This window comes from Methanosarcina soligelidi (assembly GCF_000744315.1).
GTDB classification, from domain to species: domain Archaea; phylum Halobacteriota; class Methanosarcinia; order Methanosarcinales; family Methanosarcinaceae; genus Methanosarcina; species Methanosarcina mazei.
The window spans coordinates 1243674-1260775 of sequence record NZ_JQLR01000001.1 but is presented as its reverse complement, the minus strand read 5'-3'; the positions used below and the strand labels follow the sequence as shown (position 1 = coordinate 1260775).

Below are 17102 nucleotides of genomic sequence, written 5' to 3'. Positions count from 1 at the left end.
TTGACTGATCACTCACACATGAAATGAAAAAAATTACACTTTAGCCAGACCTCTCCAGAGAATCTGGAATCCATCTGCTATGATTTTGTTTTTATCCAGTGAAGAATCTGAATCAAGAATAAGGTTTACTACCTCCCTGCTGCCCTGATAAAACATTGCAATAACCAGCTCCGCAGGAAAATCTCTAACCTCTCCCGTTTTTATCCCTTCATCCACAAAATTATGGAGGAAGACATATTCTTTCATCACTTCATCACGCGTAAATTTTGTTATGTAAGGAGAAGAGCAGAATTGTCCAACAAAAAGGAATTCTTCCTGATTGTTTACACCCCAATTGACTAAATTTGACCATATTCTTTTTAATTTATCCTGAAAGGTAGTCTCAGCTTCGAGACCTACCCCCATAGAGTGGCCCAAGTTTCCTTTAACCTCAAAATAAAGGCTGTTTATAAGATCTTCCTTTGTGGGAAAGTAATTGAAAAGGGTGCCTGTGGCTACACCTGCGTTTTTTGAAATTTGAGCAGTGGACGTACCGTGGAAGCCTCTTTCAGTGAAGAGCTTCAGGGCAGCTCCCATAATTGCTGTTTTTTTGTCTTTGACATGTTCTTTCATATACTATCTCTAAATTGACTGATTAGTCAGTTATAGAACTGAGTTATATCACAATATAAATAATTAATGGAACTTACTCTTAATTTTGTTCTTTATATATTTGAAAACTATGAGAGAATGACACTCAATAAAAAATATCATTACAGTAGAAATATCTTTACAGTAAAAATATCTTCACGGTAAAAATACCTTTCACGGAAAAAAATTTCAGGATAATAAAGATCTTTGAAAAAAGACGCCTTAAACCTAAAAAAGTAAAAGCGAGATTCAATTGCCGAAACAGATTTTCGTCTCATCTTTACAGCACAGTTTTTTTGAAACAGGGAACAGAGACTCGCTGTCCGGTTCCGAACCGCAGCCGTTGAAATTGATAGTAAAGTCCTTTATGCCTTTCAGAGCTCTTTCTTCAATCAATTCCTTAATTTCGTACATGGAAAGCTTCAGGCCAGCTTCTTTTACCCTGCCTGACAGTTCCTTAAGTTCTTCGTACTCCACCCTAGCAGAAAGCGGCTTCTGGTTTTTCCCTTTAACAATTTTCAGGCTTATGTTCCCTTCCCATAACGGCGTTTCAGACCCATCAAGAAAAGATATAAAAAGCTTTTTTATTTCATAATCGAATGGATAATGCTCTGTAGTTAGAACCCTGACACCAAGAGCACCGGTCTCCAGTGCCATGAACTCTGCAAGGGAATCAAGAGTTTCTTCCTCACTGTCAATCAGGAAGATGTGCTCAGGTCTTCCCTTTTTAGTAATGGCTGGCACTACATGTACATTTTTAGCTCCGAGCTTCATCAATTCTTCAATCAGATAGGGGACCTGCTCACATGTGATATTGTCAACATTTGTCATCAAAAGCAAAAGTAGACCTCCGGCGTTTTACAGAAAAAAATAAGGCAAAGGTAAAAAGGTTAAACCTGTAAGTCGGACCCTTTTACCTTTGCCCGGAATTCAGGCCGTTTTTGTGGTTTGGTGGATTTTTTGGATTGGTGTGTATTCATCGGGATTTACTCAATGCATTCCATGGATTTCATTATCCTGACAGCCAGTTTTGCAACATCCGTTGCTTTTTCCCGGGCTCCCGGAATTGCAGCTGAACAGGACTTTCCTCCTTTTTCCGCAAGTTTTGCAGCTTCTTTTGGATCGGCAACTTTCATCGCAGCTGCAACGGCTGCAGGCACCGTAATGTTAATAATCGAGTGCCCAGAAAGCTGGAGTTCACAGACCGGTATGGCTGCCAGGGGGATAATTTCCAGAAGCTCCTTTCGATCGTTGAAAATAGCATCAGGGATCACATTCTGCCCAAGCCCCAGAAGTTCAAAAGTCCTGCCGTCTACAGTCAGTTTAACATCGGCATCTGTATCAAACCCGTAATATGAAGTAGTAAAGGGATGGCTACGGCGGGCACCTCCAACCATTTTCGTAATCTCAATCCTGACTTCGTGTCCTGTCATGGCTCCAAGCATCGCAGCAGCCCTTGTTTCGACAGTTTTCTTCCTTTCCAAGTCGAGTTCTTTCACGACATCCTCAACGGACTTTCCGGATTTTATATCCTCATATGCCTTTTTTGCCCTTCTGACGATAGCAGCTGAGCGGACCCCGTCAGTCCCAAGTATCATGGTACGCGTAATGGGGCCTCTCCTGACCTGTTCGGTTTTTCGGGCAATTGTATTAAGGGCAACCGCGGCAATTTCCGGGTCAAGCCATTCATTCTTTTTCACCTCTGCAATGACATCTGCAGCCTGCTCAATATCGCCTTCAAACTTTATCAGGGACCTGAGGGTAATTATTGTGTCCGCAGTCATATGTCCGAGAGGAGGCATTATAGGTCCTCCGGAAAATCCGGCTCCGATTTCAACCGATTCCTTAAATGCGCACAGCATCTCGCCAAAAGACATCATCCCCACTACAGTGGGAGCACCTATATCTTTCAGGATAACTCCAAGGTCTCCTACGAGCCTGAAAGAATCGTACTCTTCGTCTGTACCGCGCATATGGAGTTTTTCCGGAATGCCTGCAGCCTGACAGGCAGCTTTTCCTGCAAGATAGGCACTGTTCACATCAAAAAAGCCGCCGTACTCCTCACCAACAAAAGCATCAGGGTGCACGATTTCAAGAGCTGCTGCAGCTCCGAGTACTGCAGAAATAATAGGACTTGCGGAAATGCCTGCTCCCCAGTAAGCCTGCATCATAGCTTCTGTCCCTATCTTTGCAGCGTTCATGGATACTTCCGGAAATCCTATGTCTTCACCAAGGGTGTTGTGCCCATAAAGGGGGCCGCCTGCAACCCCAAGAGGAAGTTTCCGCCCGTCAATTTTTGTGAGTTTGCCTTCTGCCATGGCACTGTAAATAGCCTGTACGGCTGCAAAGCCTGAGACCTTGTTATTTGACTTTGGAGTGGGAATGGCTATAACCCCTGTCCTGTCGGCTCCTGCGATCATGCGAGCAAGAGCTCCTATTTTCCGGTTCCCTGCAGGGACTCCGGCCTGGGCATTTGAACCTGCAAAGTAGCAGATTGTAGCTGCAAAAAGGGCTGCGTTTGCCGGGCTTGCTCCGGCTTCTTCTGCGGCTTCAATGCCTTTTTTGAGTACATGATCAATTTCCAGGCTGCCGCTGTCTTCATCTGTAAGCGTGATATTGGCACCCCGGAAAAGCTCTGTAGCAATAGCATTTGCAGCACACATCGCGCCGATGTTTGTCATTCCATGACCTTTGGTAAGAGCTTCAATCCTGTCATTTGTAAGATTCTGGATACCTGAAATTGAAGCCATTACTGCAGCATAAACTTCGTTATTCAAAAAAATTTGCCTCCTTTAAAAAAATAATTCGAGATGATTTTTTCTCAATAGTTTAAAATTCGTCATGTAAATAGTTATTCATTAACACTGTGACTATATTAAAAAAAGAAAAAGTCAAATCGAAAAGTTACAAGTCAAGTTAAATGGAGTTTAGCGTTATTATTAATACAGAAAAATTAAAAAGAAAAAAGCCTTCTTGATCCATGCAGCAGCCTGCAAAATAGAGAAGTGTAAAAACTCTGAATAAAAAATACCAGCGATAAATTTAAAAATCCGCATTGTTAATGTGTAGAGATCATCATGCTCATAGTACTCTCATTAGGCGGTTCAATTCTCGCAAAAAACCTTGATCCGGATCGTTTTTTAAAATATGCAAATGCTCTGCGCGACATATCCAAAAAACATACACTGCTTGTAGTAACTGGAGGAGGAGAAGCAGCAAGGGACTATATAGGTGCTGCACGGGCTATGGGGGCAGATGAAGTAACCTGCGACTACATAGGCATAGAAATCACTCGCCTGAACGCAAGGCTGCTTATTTCAGCTCTCGGACCCGATGCTTATCCTGAAATCCCTTCAAACTACCCTGAAGCCTCAAAAGCCATGACTTCAGGAAAAGTTGTGGTAATGGGAGGAGTCACCCCCGGCCAGACAACTGATGCAGTTGCTTCAATCCTCGCAGAATACCTGAGGGCAGACCTGCTGACAATTGCAACGTCAATTGACGGGGTTTATTCCTCAGACCCTAACTGCGACCCCTGTGCAGTCAAATACGAGAAAATCTCCCCTGAAAAACTCATAAACATTGTTATGGCTATCGAGATGAAAGCAGGCTCAAAATCCCCTGTTGACCCTGTAGCTGCAAAGATTATAGAGCGCTGCAAGCTCGACGCTCTTGTAATGGACGCCAGAAACCCTGATCTTCTTGTAGAAGTCATATGCGGAGAGGCTGCCAAAAAATCCCCGGTCTCCTGCGGAACCTGGATTACAGCAAAAAAATAAAAAATCGAAACAATAGAAGTAAAAACAGTTCTTTTCTGGCATATTAAAACCGGAAAAGAAAAAAATCAAAAACTTAAACATAGAGGTTCCGACATACATCCATATTGCAGAGATCCTGATTGGGCTGATGGCTCTGCTTCTCTGCAGCTTTTGGAAAGAAGGAGGACCCGGGCTTGAGCCTGCCAGAAAAAAAGAACTGTTTGAAACTGAGAGAGTTTACTTTAAGTTTATTTTCTCTAACCCTATTCCTGATTTTCTTCTGCACACAGATAAATCCTGTTTACGGAGCTGTAAACGGGGCAGCTATTGAAGAAGAGAATGAAAACAGAATTATTATTGGCTTTTTTTCAGACCATGACCTCAGTGATGCAACAGTCAGGTTTGAAGAACCCCATGAAAACGTTTCTCTTGTTTTTACCCTGAGTTCGGGAAAAGAAACCCTGAAATCGGAAACTTTCCACCTGGGTTCCGTAAAGAAAGACCAGGAGATTTCAAAAGTCTTTTTCTGGGAGCTTGAAGAAGACTTTGGGAAGGATAGGGACTCTTATACAGCACAGCTTTTTGTAAAAGAAGGCAATCAAATCCTTGAAACCCAGAAAACCTCATTTTCTTACCGTAACCCTCATCTTTCAAACCTGAAAGTTGTGGATTTTTCTGCAGATTCCGAAAAAGCTTCATTCCTGATAGATCTTGTAAGTTCCGCAAACCTCAGACTCGTGCAGATGCCTGAGCCCGGCATTGTAGATTTTGACCTTAAACTCCTTTCCGGCAAGGACATAATATACAGCGAAAGCCTGAAAAATGTCCCTGTAACTGATGCTTATTATAAAACAATTAACTGGCCCTTGCTGCTGGAAAAAGACAGGAGCTACACCGCTCTCCTGAAAGTTCATTCACACTCCCCCGAGCTTACCACCGCATATATGTCAGAATTCTGGGCGGAAGAAAAGGTAGAAATCCTTGATTCTGACATCAACGTGGACGAGTACGGGGCAAGCGTGACTGTAACAGGAAGGTCACAGGTTCCTTTTAATGGAATTGTCAGGGTTGTTCTAACTCCTGAAGAAGGAGATGTCCGGGTGTTTGAAGAAACTGCGGATATCCTTACTGCGGGAAAAGAAGATACAGTAGGAATCATCTGGCAGGGGGTTCCCAGAGGAGACTACAATGTAAAAATAGATGTGGTAAACCTCGACGGTGAAATACTTGACAGCCATGAAACGGTTTTGCGTGTTTTTGAGCCCGTAGCTGAACTAAATCCTCCTGAAGAGACTCCAGCACTTAGCTCTCAGGCAGCAACTGGAATTTTACTCTGTGTTGCTGTTTTTCTGGGAAGAAAAAAGAGAGGAAAAAAGGACTGAACCAGGTAACTTTTGAATTATCTGGAGTTAAAACGAATCTGTATGCGGGATCACTATGCTTGACCTGATCATCCGAAACATAACGAACCGGAAAATCCGGAGCTCACTGACTATCTGCGGGATAGCCCTGGGGATTTTTGCAGTCATAGTTATGGGTGCCATGTCTGAGAATTTCCATCAGACTTTTGAGCGTTCCATGAGTGTGACCAGTGACAAAATCCGGGTCTTTGCCGAAAGCGGGGTCTTTGGAGGGGGACTCACGGAAGATAAGGTCAGCGATGTCCTCCGCGTGGCCGGCGTAGAAGACGCCTACGGGCTTTTAATGACCACTTTTGACGAAGATAAAATGGGCATGACAGGAAAGCAGATCCTTGGTGTCCCTCCTGAAAAATCCAGTGTTGCCCTTAACCCTGTGCAACTAAAAGCAGGCCGCTTTCTGGACCCGGGAGATTCTTATAGCGTGGTCGTAGGAAACAATATAAAGAGAGAGTACAACCTTGAGATCGGCAGCAAGTTTGAGATCCACGACAAATATTTTACCGTTGTTGGGATCCTTGATTATACCGGCTCTATTTTTGACAATGCTGTGATTATTCCTCTTGAAACTGCCCAGGACCTTTACAGCGTGGGAAATTCAGTATCCTATATCTTTGCCGTGCCTGATGATAGGGTGGATGCAGAGATGCTCTCCAAAAGGATCGAGTTAAGTGTAAAAGGCACAAGCACCCTTTCTCCGGGAGAACTTGAGGTGCAGGCAAGACAGTCCTTCATGATTTTCAGCGTAATAACCATCAGTTCCGGTCTCCTTGCAGCAATCATAGGCGGGCTCTGTGTAATGAATACGATGCTCATGTCAGTTGCAGAAAGGACACGAGAGTTTGGAATTTTGAAAGCCATTGGCGCAGAAACTAAAGATATCCTGCTCCTGACACTTGGAGAAGCCTCCTTGATGGGTCTTTTAGGAGGAATCCTTGGGATTATTGTTGGTATCGGGGCTGTCCAGATTATGAACGCATGGCTCGCAACAACCAGGATTGTCCTTTTCCTGATAACCCCGAGGCTCCTTATAATTGCAATGCTTTTTGCCTTATTAATAGGGGCTCTTTCAGGGCTTTATCCGGCTTACAGGGCTTCGAAGATGAGTCCGATGGAGGCTTTGAAGCATGCGTGAAGAAAAAGAGGGAGAAACTGGTGCCGGTAGAAAAGTTATCATGCAGATAGAAAACCTCTCCAAGACCTATATGCAGGGTAAAATTCCTGTCCATGCCCTCCGCTGTGCATGCATAACCGTAAGAAAAGGAGAGCTTCTTGCGATCATGGGACCTTCGGGTTCGGGGAAATCAACTCTTCTGGCTCTAATCGGCACGCTTGAAAAAGCCACGGATGGGAAAATTATTCTTGACGGGACAGACCTTACATCAGTACCTGAAAAGCTGCTCCCGGGCGTGAGAAGAGAAAAAATAGGCTTTATTTTTCAGCACTACAACCTGATTCCTACACTTTCAGCCCTTGAAAACGTTGAACTTGCAATGCGCTTTTCAAGAGTGCCAAAAAAAGAGAGAAAAGAAAGGGCAAAATCCCTTCTTGAAGACCTGGGGCTGGAAGACCGGCTCAATCATAAACCTACGGAGCTCTCAGGTGGAGAACAGCAAAGGGTTTCTATTGCAAGGGCTCTGGCAAATAAACCTGCCCTGATTCTGGCTGACGAACCTACAGGTGAGGTGGACAGCAAAACAAGAGATTCTATTGTAAGGGTTTTTAAGGAACTGAGCAAGAAGGGGCAGACAATTCTTGTTGTCACTCACGATCCCGAGGTTGCAAAGGAGTGTTCAAGGGTGCTCCGGATTACGGATGGGATGATCAGAGACGATTGAAAGCATAAAGACCACCCGCGAAACTTGCCCGGCTTCCCTTTAAAAAAGAAGAAAAAAGAAAAAAGTCCTGAAAGGAAAAATTATTTAAATTTCTCCAAACTCCCAGCCGAGGTGTTCTTTTATTACTGTATATGCCATTGCAGGCGGAATAATTCCTATATCGGTTACTATCATATCGATGTATTCAGAGGGAGTAAAGTCAAAAGCCGGATTTTTCACCTGCACATGAGGGAGTTCTTCAAGAACCGACGGGTCAACAACTTCCTCCGAGGATCTTTCTTCAATTTCTATAGGGATTCCCAGGATAGTGCTCGGGCTGAATTTGAAGGTCTCGGCAGCTACCATGAAACTTTTTCTGGCTTCGTGGGCAGCAAGAGCAAGCTGTGAAGTCCCTATTTTGTTTACAAGGGCTCCATTTGCTGCAATCGCATCAGCTCCGACTATCACTTTATCAACATCTTTCATATAGTAGCGCACAGCAGAGTCCACAATAAGGGTTGTGGGGATGCCAAAGCCGTTAAGGTGCCTGACTGTCAGCAAGCCCTGGCGCCTGGGGCGGCTTTCAGTGGCGATAACCGAAATATTTTTTCCGTCTTCAAAAGCCGTTGTAATTATGGAAAGGGCGGCATGGGAATTGCAGTGAGTCATTATTACGTCCCCGTCCTGAACTCTCCCTGCTCCAATTTTTCCAATTCTTCCAAGAGCTTTATCTGCCCTCTCGATAAAGAGGTTGGCGTTATTGATGACCTCCTTCCTGGCGTTCTCTACATTATCAGAAGAATATCTGGAAGAGAGCTTTACGGCGTTAGGGAGGGATACGGCTGTAGGGCGTGTGCTGATAAGGTAATTGGAGACTTCCGTGATCCCGGCTGCAAATTCCTCAATAGAAGCAGCCTCGAGCCCTGCAGCATAGTCCCTGATTGCTTCAGCTGCAGCTTTTGCAATCCTGCCTGCACCCCGGATTTCCATTGTCCGGATCTTTTCTGCGGTTTCCTGAACTTCTTTCATAATATAAGGGATAGTCAGCGCCTGATTTATAGCTATCTTTCAGCTCTCCTTCTCTCATTGAAAGACCGGAGGAGGACAAAGACCGGAATTGATCTGGTTATACTTTCTTTATTTTTTCTGATCTATCCCTGTAGTAAGCAAAAAGGTCTTCTCCCCATTTAAGTGCAACAGGGTCAAAACACAGGACATCGCGCGTATGGTCAAAAGCGCCGTTAGAAAAAGGAAGACTCAAAGAGAGAAATTTATCAGTGACAACATGAGAAAATTCTATTTTTTCCTCGCATACATATAAACAGGTGTTATCGAGGCTGAGAAATTCCCTTAATTCAGACCTGTATTCTCCTTTTATTCTCTCATAAACCGGAAGGGTCACAAGAAGAGTTACATCTGCTCCATTTTTCGCAAAAGAAAGGAAAAGGGAAGGGTAAAGAGGAAAAAAGATGGCGGAAATTCCTTTTATCTTTCTCGATACTGTAAGTTTTTCCACGAATTCCCTGTGAGGTTCAAAGAGGTGTGTCCAGTCAGGAGGTTCGGAAAAGATACAGTTCTCCAGATCTCCAATCCTGCTCTTTAAAGGAGAAGGCAAACACTCAACTGCATGGTCTGCCCAGTAATCGTAGTTCCTGGAAAAGACATTTAATACACGCATCATCGCGTGCATTCTCTCAGCTACCGCTATGCCAAGAGGAGACAGAAAGTAAGAGTCTTCTGTCCTGAATACCAGAGAATCATCCCTTAATTTTTTAATCTGGGGAAGAATGGCTACAGCGCTCGTATCCAGATTTGTTTTTATTTCTTCTATATTTTTTGGCCCCTCTTTTAAAAATAAAAGAAGATTTTTCCTTTTTTCGGAGAGGAAAATCAATTCTAGAAGCGAGTTACTCATGTCTATAAGAGATAAGTAAAGACTTGATAAGTATCTTTCGTATTATTCAACTATTTTTATTCAAAAGCGTGAAACCAGATATGAAAATTTTTTTGGGATGTGAAGGTAAAAAAGTGGTAGACTATCAGGACAGAAAAGAATAAAGAATGAGAGATATTGCAGAGCAAAAATTAACCAAAACTGAAAATGCAAGAAGTTATTTGAGCCAGAGTAAGTGGATTTTGAGGCAGTGAAATAATTCAATGGGAAGTAAATTTTAAGGTCGTATAGGTTATATACCTCTATAACATAAAGAGGAAGTTGACGGTTAAGAGTTAAGGGGTTTTTCTCTTAATCGTAGGGGTTGAATCACACAATTGGGAGCCATATCAGAGGTGGCAAGCGGCTCCCAATTATAACACCACCGATCTTGGAGAACTTTTATCTTCCAGTATTCATCATTTTTCTATCATCCAATCATAAAAAATATAAGAAATGGTGAAAATATAGCCCAATATATTTACATAGTTCAGTAAAGATTATAGAACTTATGAGAATTTACGGACTAAGAATTTTTTTGAATATAGTAGGAGATAAATAAAAAGTGTTCAGGACATATTGTTTAAAAAAAGAAAAACTGTTCATTTTGGATTTTTTAAGATTTATTTCATAAGAGAAAAGAAATAAATTAAGAGGTAATTTTGACTGGCTTGAAATTTTTAATGCTAACAAATAATTTAATAAAATAAGATATTTTAAACTCAGATAAAAAAATACAGTCATCTATAATTTGAGTATTAGCAAATATTTTATGACGTTTATGTTATATAACTAGAAATCATAAGAATTTGATAGAGATTGAGAGTTAATGGGTTTCCTCTCAGTCCAATGGGGTTGGATCATCAGTAGGGACCTAGGAAAGGAAAATTCGGTCCCTATTTCCTTCTTACAGAAATAAAATCAAACTTTTTTCCAGAGCAAATTCTTCCTGAGGACCTGATTTTTAAATTAATTTATATTTTGCTAATGAATTTACCTCTTTATGAATGAATTTACTTCTTTATGAATGAATTTACCTCTTTATAAATGAATTTACCTCTTTATAAATGAATTTACCTCTTTATAAATGAATTTACCTCTTTATAAATGAATTTACCTCTTTATAAATGAATTTACCTCTTTATAAATGAAGATTGATCAAATTGATTATCAGGATAATCAACTGAAACTGTGATTTTTTGTTATTAGTTAATCTGTTCATCGAAGCTACACATCTTTAAAGAGACCGATAAAAATCGAGAGCGGATTAATACTCTGGATTTTTTTTGTATTATCAATTAAATACAGAATTTATAAATAGTATTCAGAGAATATGAAACAGGTTAATTAAATTAACCCGACAGATAATGAAAAGTAATTGAAGTAGGAGTTGAGAACCTGGATTTCAATGATGCTAATTTCGATACCGCTGTAAAGTTCCACGGACATGTCTGCCCTGGCATATCGATAGGATACAGAGTGGCTATGCTGGCTACCGAGCGTTTTAAAGACAGGAGCGAAGATGAAGAACTCGTTGCAGTTGTGGAAAACAGGTCCTGTGCAGTAGATGCGATTCAGGCAATCAACGGCTGTACCTGCGGGAAAGGAAACCTCATCTTCAAAGAACATGGAAAGCATGTATATACATTTTACAAAAGAAGAAGCGGAAAAGCCCTGAGAATTTCCCTTAAACCCGATGCCTTACCCCAGGATAGTAGACATACTGCTCTTTTCGCAAAACTGAGGGCAGGCACTGCAAGCCCGGAAGAAGAAAAAGAGTTTCAGGCTTCACATGATGCGAAAAGCCAGAGAATCCTGGAAATGCCGGAAGAGGAGCTTTTCCGTGTCAGTGAAGTGAATATTGAGCCCCCGGAGAAAGCCATAATCTACCCCACAGTCATATGCAGCAAATGCGGAGAAGGATTTATGGAACCCCTGGGAAGGGTTAAAAATGGAGAAATTGTCTGCATCTCCTGTTTTGAGGCAAAAAATGAGTGAAAATTCAGAAAATGCTCCCGAAAAAGTTGAGTTTACCCCCATAGGCTACGTGGAAAATGACTACTTTAAACCGGAGTATAAAGAAGAGGTCTACGAGAAGGTTTCAAAAATTGTCCTGAGAGAAGATCTGGTAGACGGCCTTTACAGGGTAGAAGAGCTTGAAAAACTCTATATCCTCTTTTATTTCAGCAAATCGGAAGGTTATAAGCTGATCCACCGCCGCCGTTATGACGGAGAGATGTCAGGAGTCTTCGCAAGCAGGAGCCCATACCGGCCCAATGGGATAGGTCTTACCCTTGTGGAGCTCTTGAAAGTAGAGGGCAACGTGCTCTATGTAAAAGGCATTGATGCCATCAACGGGACGCCTGTACTGGACATTAAGCCATACATGAAAGACCTTGAAGAAAAAGCGAAAGAAAAAGCGAAGTGAAAAATCGCAAAAAAACAGTATCTAAAACCGATAAATCAAAAAATAAAGCCTTTTTTCAAATAAAAAAGAAAAGGGGAATTACCCTTTTCTAAGTTTCATTTACATTTTCTTTTTCCGGAATCCCAGATAAATTCCACCCACCACTGCTACCACAAAGAGAGTTCCAATGATATCAGCTCCTGAGAAGGACATACCACCACTTTCCGCTTCTTCAGACGATTCTTCTTTCTGCATCTCATAACCTTCCACGTAGTCAGGATCTGCAGATTGTCTGACCTCAGGGGCAGGTTCAGGGGAATCCACACCATATCCTGCATCAGAATTCTGAACGGTCTGGTTGCTGACCGGTTCTTCGGTGTTTGATTTGGCAGTCTGGTTAAGTTTTTCGGCAACACTCGTCTGGTGCCCATTGCTGCTCCTATGCTCTTCAGTCCTTTCCTGCTTAAGAGATTCCTGCGTAGCCTCTTCAATCGCTTCGACAAAACCGGGTACTGATACAAGGCCCGATACGTAGTTGTTGAGGAGAGAATTCCCGCAGGTGTGGTGGCAGCAGGTAACCCCGTCTTTGACCACGGACTCTGCATATTCCTCAGCCAGGCTTTTGAGGACATCATCCGATGCGTCCCAGCTCCCCTTGCGGGCAGTCTCCAGCATCCGGGCAGTCATGGACTGGTATGCGTAGGGGTTGTTCTGCTTTACCCAGTCGCTGAGTTCCTGGTCTGCCATATAGGTCTGGTATACCTTATTCCACATATCATCGCTGATCAAATCCGGGTTTGTGGCTTCCCAGCCCCAGAGGTTTTCAACGAAATCCGACATTTCCCTTGCTCCTGCATAGCCGTTTCCCTGCATGCCGTCAATCCATCTGGGATTGAAATATCGGGAATAAGTTTCCCTTTTGAGGAATTCTTCCAGGGTTTCGGTTTTCTCATCCCCTCCGGTCAGCATATTCGTAATAAATGAATCAGGATACTCCCCTCCGGAAACGGAACTGACAGCAAGATTCAGCCCTCCCAGATACTGGAAAAAGTCATCGTTGTCAAGGGTCCCGTAAAGGTTTGTGCTCCGGCTGTGAACTGTGGCTTCAACCCCTTCAAGGCTCTTTTTGAAAAGGTCCTTAAGGTTTTCGCCCCAGACGTTTTCTCCGTAAGCATTGCACATCCTGTTGATGTAAAGATCTGCAAGAGCATCATTGCTCTCCCAGGTATCACTTGCTGAAACAGCGTTCGGAAGCCCTGTGCCGTAGGCGCCGTCCTCAGACCCGAAAATCCTGAGCAGGGAAAGGTCCAGTGCCTCACTTTCATTAAGTGAACCCTTACTCATCAAAGAGGTCTTCAGAGCATCAGCATTTTCCCTGACATAGTTAGGGGAATCCTCCTGGGCATAAGCAAGTTTTACAGCTTTATCCAGCAGGCGCACCTTGTCAGGATACATATCCCTGTAAAGCCCTGAGATCTGGATTACCACATCAATCCTGGGCCTTCCCAGAGTCTCCATGGGAATAGCTTCCACATCAACCACCCTGCCGCTGTTCCATACAGGTTTGACGCCGAGCAGGTAGAGGATCTCTGCTTCCATGACCCCTTCGTGCCTGGTAGTCTCTCCTGCCCATAGGACATAAGCCACTTTTCTCGGGTAATTCCCGTGCTCGGCGAGATATGCTTCAAGCATCTGGTCAGCCATCTCCTGCCCGAGAGTCCAGGCGGCTTCCGTCGGCACTATCCTCTGGTCAAAAGCATAAAAGTTTCTTCCCGAAGGCAGTGCTTCAGGGTTTCTAACAGGGTCTCCTCCCTGGTTTCCGGGGATGAACCTGCCGTCAAGGGCATTTAGGACCTGCTGGATTTCCTCTTCCCCGAGAGCCAGGTTTGCAGCATATTCTTCGGCACTGGCAAGGAAGGTGCTGACAGTTTCATTGCCTGTCCCAAGTACCTGGACCTGAGCCTCAGTGGAATTGACTCCCTGGTTAAGGACAAGGTCAAGAAGGTAGAGCTGGGCACTTTCGGTCTCGTTAAATTCACTGACAGAATCGGCAAAGTCAGTCCCAAGCATGGAATTCACCATACCCACAAGCTGTTCCCCTTTCGGACTGGTCCCAAGGATGTGCAGCCCATAAGGCATGGACTGGCTCTTATATTCATCCAGCAGCTCTTCAAGCCCTTCAAGGAAAACGGCATTAAAGTAAGTCTCGTTATTTTCCGCCTCTGTCATATTGAATTCTTCATCCAGGGAGAGGGATAAGGTCAGGTTTAAAACTTCAGACCTGTGAGCTGTTTTAAGGGAAGCATCTGCCTCTGCCTGTCCATAGTTATGGATAGCTTCGCTCAGGTTTGCATAATCCCCATAGCTTCCCGCAGAAACAATCGGAGGAACAAGATGGTCGACTATTACTGCCCCTCCTCTGCGTTTTGCCTCATTTCCTTCCCCAAGCCCGTCCATGACGTAAGGATAAATAACGGGTACGTCCCCGATCATCAAGGAAGGCCAGTCGTACCTCGAAAGCCCGAACTCTTTTCCGGGAAGCCATTCCTGAGTCCCGTGCCTGCCAAAGTGCACAAGGGCATCACTGCCAAACCCGCCTTCTTCTTCGGAGTGCTGGAGCCAGAGATAGAAAGCAATGTACTGGTGGTGAGGAGGAAGTTCAGAATCGTGATAAAGGGCTTCACTGTCATCAAGCCAGCCTCTCGAAGGCTGGGGAGCCAGAAGCACGTTATCCCCTGCCTCAATTCTGGGGATTACAAGATATCTTCCACTCTCGTTTTCCCAGACCATGATCTCTCCAGGAGCAGGCCCCCACTGTTCAATAACCTCCTGCTGTTTCTCTTCAGGAAGTTCAGAGAACCATCCTTCATATGTACTTTCAGGGACGAGAACTACCTTGCCTGTAGCAACCATCTTCTCGAGTTCTCCGGGAGCCCAGGTACCTATATTGATGCCCTGGGTAAGCATCAGATTAAGTAGCTCGGTTTCGTTCAGGGACTGGTTTTCATTAATGGCATATCCTCCGGCAGCCATAGCATCAAGCAGGCTGGACAGACTGGGGACTACATCGAGGTAAGAAGCCCCTATGTTGTCCTTTCCTCCTCCGTGGTTATAATAAATGATAGCAACTTTCTTGTCGGAGTCAGGAATTTCCCCAAGGTTTACCCAGCTTTCAACCCGGTCAATAAGCCAGTCTACCTGGTAGTCTATGGAAACCGAAGTCTCGGTCCCGGTTTCGGGATCTATTTCAGTGGCAGCCATAATTACCGGGTCAATCGCCCCCCAGAGTTCCTGCAAATCAAGTTTCATCATTTTATCCGCAGGAAGCGGCCTGCTGCTGACTTCATACCCGGTCCTGTTCATGTAATTGTTAACTATACCGTTAATTACAGGCACATCAAGCCCTTCGGCATCAAACTTATTTCCGAAGTACGTAAAAGAGATGATAGCGTCTACAAGAACCTCGTCCCCCTGCTTGAAGAAATCCCCGGAGGAAAGGTTATCAGACCCGTAAGTGGCAATGACATTATATCCTCTGGCTTCCAGTTCAGAAATCAAAGCGTCAATGGGCTCAATCTGGAAGGGGAAATAGCTCTGGTACATGGTAATTGCAACTGTTGGCTTTGCAGGGTCGTAGACATGCCCTCCGTCACTCCTGTTTGAGTACCAGATAAGGTATGTATCAAGAGAATCGGTGAAGTAACCTGTCATGTTCGTATGATAGATCGCTCTTTCAGGAAGAGTGTGAGGAGCCTCATAAAGGAGGTCAGTCCTGCCGCAGCAGTCACTGGCTATGCAGAATAAAAGGTTTTTCAGGTTACTCTGGTCGTAAGCCCCGTTGAGCCAGTAATTGTTGAGTTTTTCCCTGTAGCTCTCTATCAGGTCTGCAGGAAGAGGGATGCTCTCGTTTAGCAGGGTATCGTCGTCAATAACCACACACCCGTTAGAAATTGCGCTGTCCACTGTGGGTGTAAGCTTCCGGGCAGTTGAAGGGCTGAGCATGTTGATGTAGATGATATCCATACCGCTCAGGTCAACATCGTTTTCCATAACATAATCAGCCATAAAACAGCTAAGGGAAAGGTTCAGGCTGCTGTTGCCGTTGATCTCCTCCATCAGGTTTTTGAGGGGAAGTTCATGGCTCCGGTACCCGGTAACAATAGCAATATCAAGGTGCTGACCGGGGCTTGAGTCTACAGGGGTTTCCTTTACCTGCTCTCTCAGCAGAAGAACTTCTGTGAACCCCAGAGAAATAGGGTCTCCTCCCATCTGTTTTTGTCGGGTGAGCCCGCGGATTGAAGAGGCTCCTTCCAGGGGAACTCCACTGCCCTTCAGGTCAAGAATTGCCTGGGATTCGGTTTCATCAATATCCCTGCTTGAAGTATCGAGGTTTACAGAAAGATCTGTACCCTGAACCTGGATCTGTTCATCGGCACGACGCCATTTGTCCTCACTGGAAATAGCAACAAGAGTATAGTTTCCATTGGGAATACCGGAAAGCAGATAGTTTCCCTCAGCGTCACTTGTAGTGTTAGCAATAAGTTCGTATCCCGTGCCTGTACTGCCTGCCACCGGAGAAGAAGAAAATAGCATTAAAAGGATTAAAATTGTCAATCCGGAAGCCTTAATTTTTTTGTTAAAAGTATTTTTATCAACATTAACCTGTTCTTTCATAATCCTGCTCCAGAATATGATTAAGCTTATCGCTGTGAGAGCCACTTATCGCGGAATTGCTCGGATGCCTGCAAAATACTTTGGAATTTTACTTACAGGATATCGCCGCCAGAGATACCAGTACATTCTGGTAGAAAACCCGGACTACACAGCAAAGAAATAACAAAAGTAAACTTTACCTGTCATTCAGGGAAAAACATCACTCAAATATTGGTTGTCAAAAGCTGTTTTTGATAGATATAGCCCAATAAAATATCAGTACCTCACCTCAAAACATAAATAATACCGGATAATTTGAACGCAATTTTACTTTATTTGCATAAAAACCTGCGATTATTGGTAACAATTATTAGCCTTGGAGATAACAAGAACGGAAAAGCGATAAAAAGAACAGAAAAGGATACGGAAGATAAGAAAAAAATATCAGGAAAAATTTAAGTCAGGGCTAAAAAAAGGAGAGAATTA

Annotated in this window: 13 protein-coding genes; 7 read left to right on the top strand and 6 right to left on the bottom strand. The window is 43.7% G+C overall.

The genetic code is table 11. The features are described 5' to 3' along the window. Positions 1–33: 33 nt before the first annotated feature. The 3 genes from M886_RS05530 to M886_RS05520 form a co-directional block, all read right to left on the bottom strand. Positions 34–576: a TetR/AcrR family transcriptional regulator gene (locus M886_RS05530; protein ID WP_230633301.1), complete on the bottom strand. Its 543-nt coding sequence runs from the start codon at positions 574–576 to the stop codon at positions 34–36. A 303-nt stretch (positions 577–879) separates the two neighbouring features. Beyond that, entirely contained in the window at positions 880–1461 is a 582-nt protein-coding gene (gene larC, locus M886_RS05525) for a nickel insertion protein (RefSeq protein ID WP_226987745.1), read from the bottom strand. A gap of 155 nt (positions 1462–1616) precedes the next feature. Next, entirely contained in the window at positions 1617–3407 is a 1791-nt protein-coding gene (locus tag M886_RS05520; protein ID WP_011033557.1) for a hypothetical protein, read from the bottom strand. Between the two features lie 300 nt (positions 3408–3707). On the opposite strand from M886_RS05520, the gene pyrH reads away from it, so the two are divergent. The 4 genes from pyrH to M886_RS05500 all read left to right on the top strand — a co-directional run bounded on the left by pyrH (position 3708) and on the right by M886_RS05500 (position 7644). Next, positions 3708–4409, top strand: a complete 702-nt coding sequence (gene pyrH / locus M886_RS05515; RefSeq protein ID WP_048050833.1) for a UMP kinase — start codon at positions 3708–3710, stop codon at positions 4407–4409. 173 nt (positions 4410–4582) lie between these two features. After that, the gene (locus M886_RS05510; RefSeq protein ID WP_048050832.1) at positions 4583–5770 is read left to right on the top strand and encodes a hypothetical protein; all 1188 of its coding nucleotides are present in this window, start codon (positions 4583–4585) and stop codon (positions 5768–5770) included. Between the two features lie 55 nt (positions 5771–5825). Beyond that, complete coding sequence (locus M886_RS05505; protein ID WP_048050831.1) at positions 5826–6941, top strand: ABC transporter permease; 1116 nt, start codon at positions 5826–5828, stop codon at positions 6939–6941. Further along, complete coding sequence (locus M886_RS05500; protein WP_048038732.1) at positions 6934–7644, top strand: ABC transporter ATP-binding protein; 711 nt, start codon at positions 6934–6936, stop codon at positions 7642–7644. Before M886_RS05505 ends, M886_RS05500 begins: the two co-directional genes overlap by 8 nt. 84 nt (positions 7645–7728) lie before the next feature. Here the strand turns inward: M886_RS05500 and M886_RS05495 are convergent, their stop codons facing one another. Together M886_RS05495 and M886_RS05490 are read right to left on the bottom strand one after the other, a co-directional pair. Continuing rightward, on the bottom strand, positions 7729–8652 hold the full coding sequence (locus M886_RS05495; protein ID WP_048038731.1) for a ribose 1,5-bisphosphate isomerase: 924 nt from the start codon (positions 8650–8652) through the stop codon (positions 7729–7731). A 97-nt stretch (positions 8653–8749) separates the two neighbouring features. Further along, positions 8750–9538: a helix-turn-helix transcriptional regulator gene (locus tag M886_RS05490; protein WP_011033550.1), complete on the bottom strand. Its 789-nt coding sequence runs from the start codon at positions 9536–9538 to the stop codon at positions 8750–8752. A 1395-nt stretch (positions 9539–10933) separates the two neighbouring features. Between M886_RS05490 and M886_RS05485 the strand changes: the two genes are divergently transcribed. Both M886_RS05485 and tsaA read left to right on the top strand, forming a co-directional pair. Continuing rightward, positions 10934–11554, top strand: coding sequence for an FmdE family protein (locus M886_RS05485; RefSeq protein ID WP_152557992.1), 621 nt, complete (start codon positions 10934–10936; stop codon positions 11552–11554). Next, positions 11547–11984, top strand: coding sequence for a tRNA (N6-threonylcarbamoyladenosine(37)-N6)-methyltransferase TrmO (gene tsaA, locus M886_RS05480; RefSeq protein WP_048046825.1), 438 nt, complete (start codon positions 11547–11549; stop codon positions 11982–11984). Before M886_RS05485 ends, tsaA begins: the two co-directional genes overlap by 8 nt. 99 nt (positions 11985–12083) lie before the next feature. On the opposite strand, the gene cobN is transcribed toward tsaA, so the two are convergent. After that, on the bottom strand, positions 12084–16637 hold the full coding sequence (cobN, locus tag M886_RS05475) for a cobaltochelatase subunit CobN (protein ID WP_048050829.1): 4554 nt from the start codon (positions 16635–16637) through the stop codon (positions 12084–12086). A gap of 16 nt (positions 16638–16653) precedes the next feature. Between cobN and M886_RS18595 the strand changes: the two genes are divergently transcribed. Beyond that, positions 16654–16800, top strand: coding sequence for a hypothetical protein (locus tag M886_RS18595; RefSeq protein ID WP_155395627.1), 147 nt, complete (start codon positions 16654–16656; stop codon positions 16798–16800). Positions 16801–17102: the final 302 nt, after the last annotated feature.

Bases quoted from the DNA above. Each gene is read 5' to 3' on its own strand.
- M886_RS05530 (WP_230633301.1), bottom strand. From the start codon at position 576: ATGGGAGCTGCCCTGAAGCTCTTCACTGAAAGAGGCTTCCACGGTACG.
- larC (WP_226987745.1), bottom strand. From the start codon at position 1,461: ATGACAAATGTTGACAATATCACATGTGAGCAGGTCCCCTATCTGATT.
- pyrH (WP_048050833.1), top strand. From the start codon at position 3,708: ATGCTCATAGTACTCTCATTAGGCGGTTCAATTCTCGCAAAAAACCTT.
- M886_RS05505 (WP_048050831.1), top strand. From the start codon at position 5,826: ATGCTTGACCTGATCATCCGAAACATAACGAACCGGAAAATCCGGAGC.
- M886_RS05500 (WP_048038732.1), top strand. From the start codon at position 6,934: ATGCGTGAAGAAAAAGAGGGAGAAACTGGTGCCGGTAGAAAAGTTATC.
- M886_RS05495 (WP_048038731.1), bottom strand. From the start codon at position 8,652: ATGAAAGAAGTTCAGGAAACCGCAGAAAAGATCCGGACAATGGAAATC.
- M886_RS05490 (WP_011033550.1), bottom strand. From the start codon at position 9,538: ATGAGTAACTCGCTTCTAGAATTGATTTTCCTCTCCGAAAAAAGGAAA.
- tsaA (WP_048046825.1), top strand. From the start codon at position 11,547: ATGAGTGAAAATTCAGAAAATGCTCCCGAAAAAGTTGAGTTTACCCCC.
- cobN (WP_048050829.1), bottom strand. From the start codon at position 16,637: ATGAAAGAACAGGTTAATGTTGATAAAAATACTTTTAACAAAAAAATT.
- M886_RS18595 (WP_155395627.1), top strand. From the start codon at position 16,654: ATGATTAAGCTTATCGCTGTGAGAGCCACTTATCGCGGAATTGCTCGG.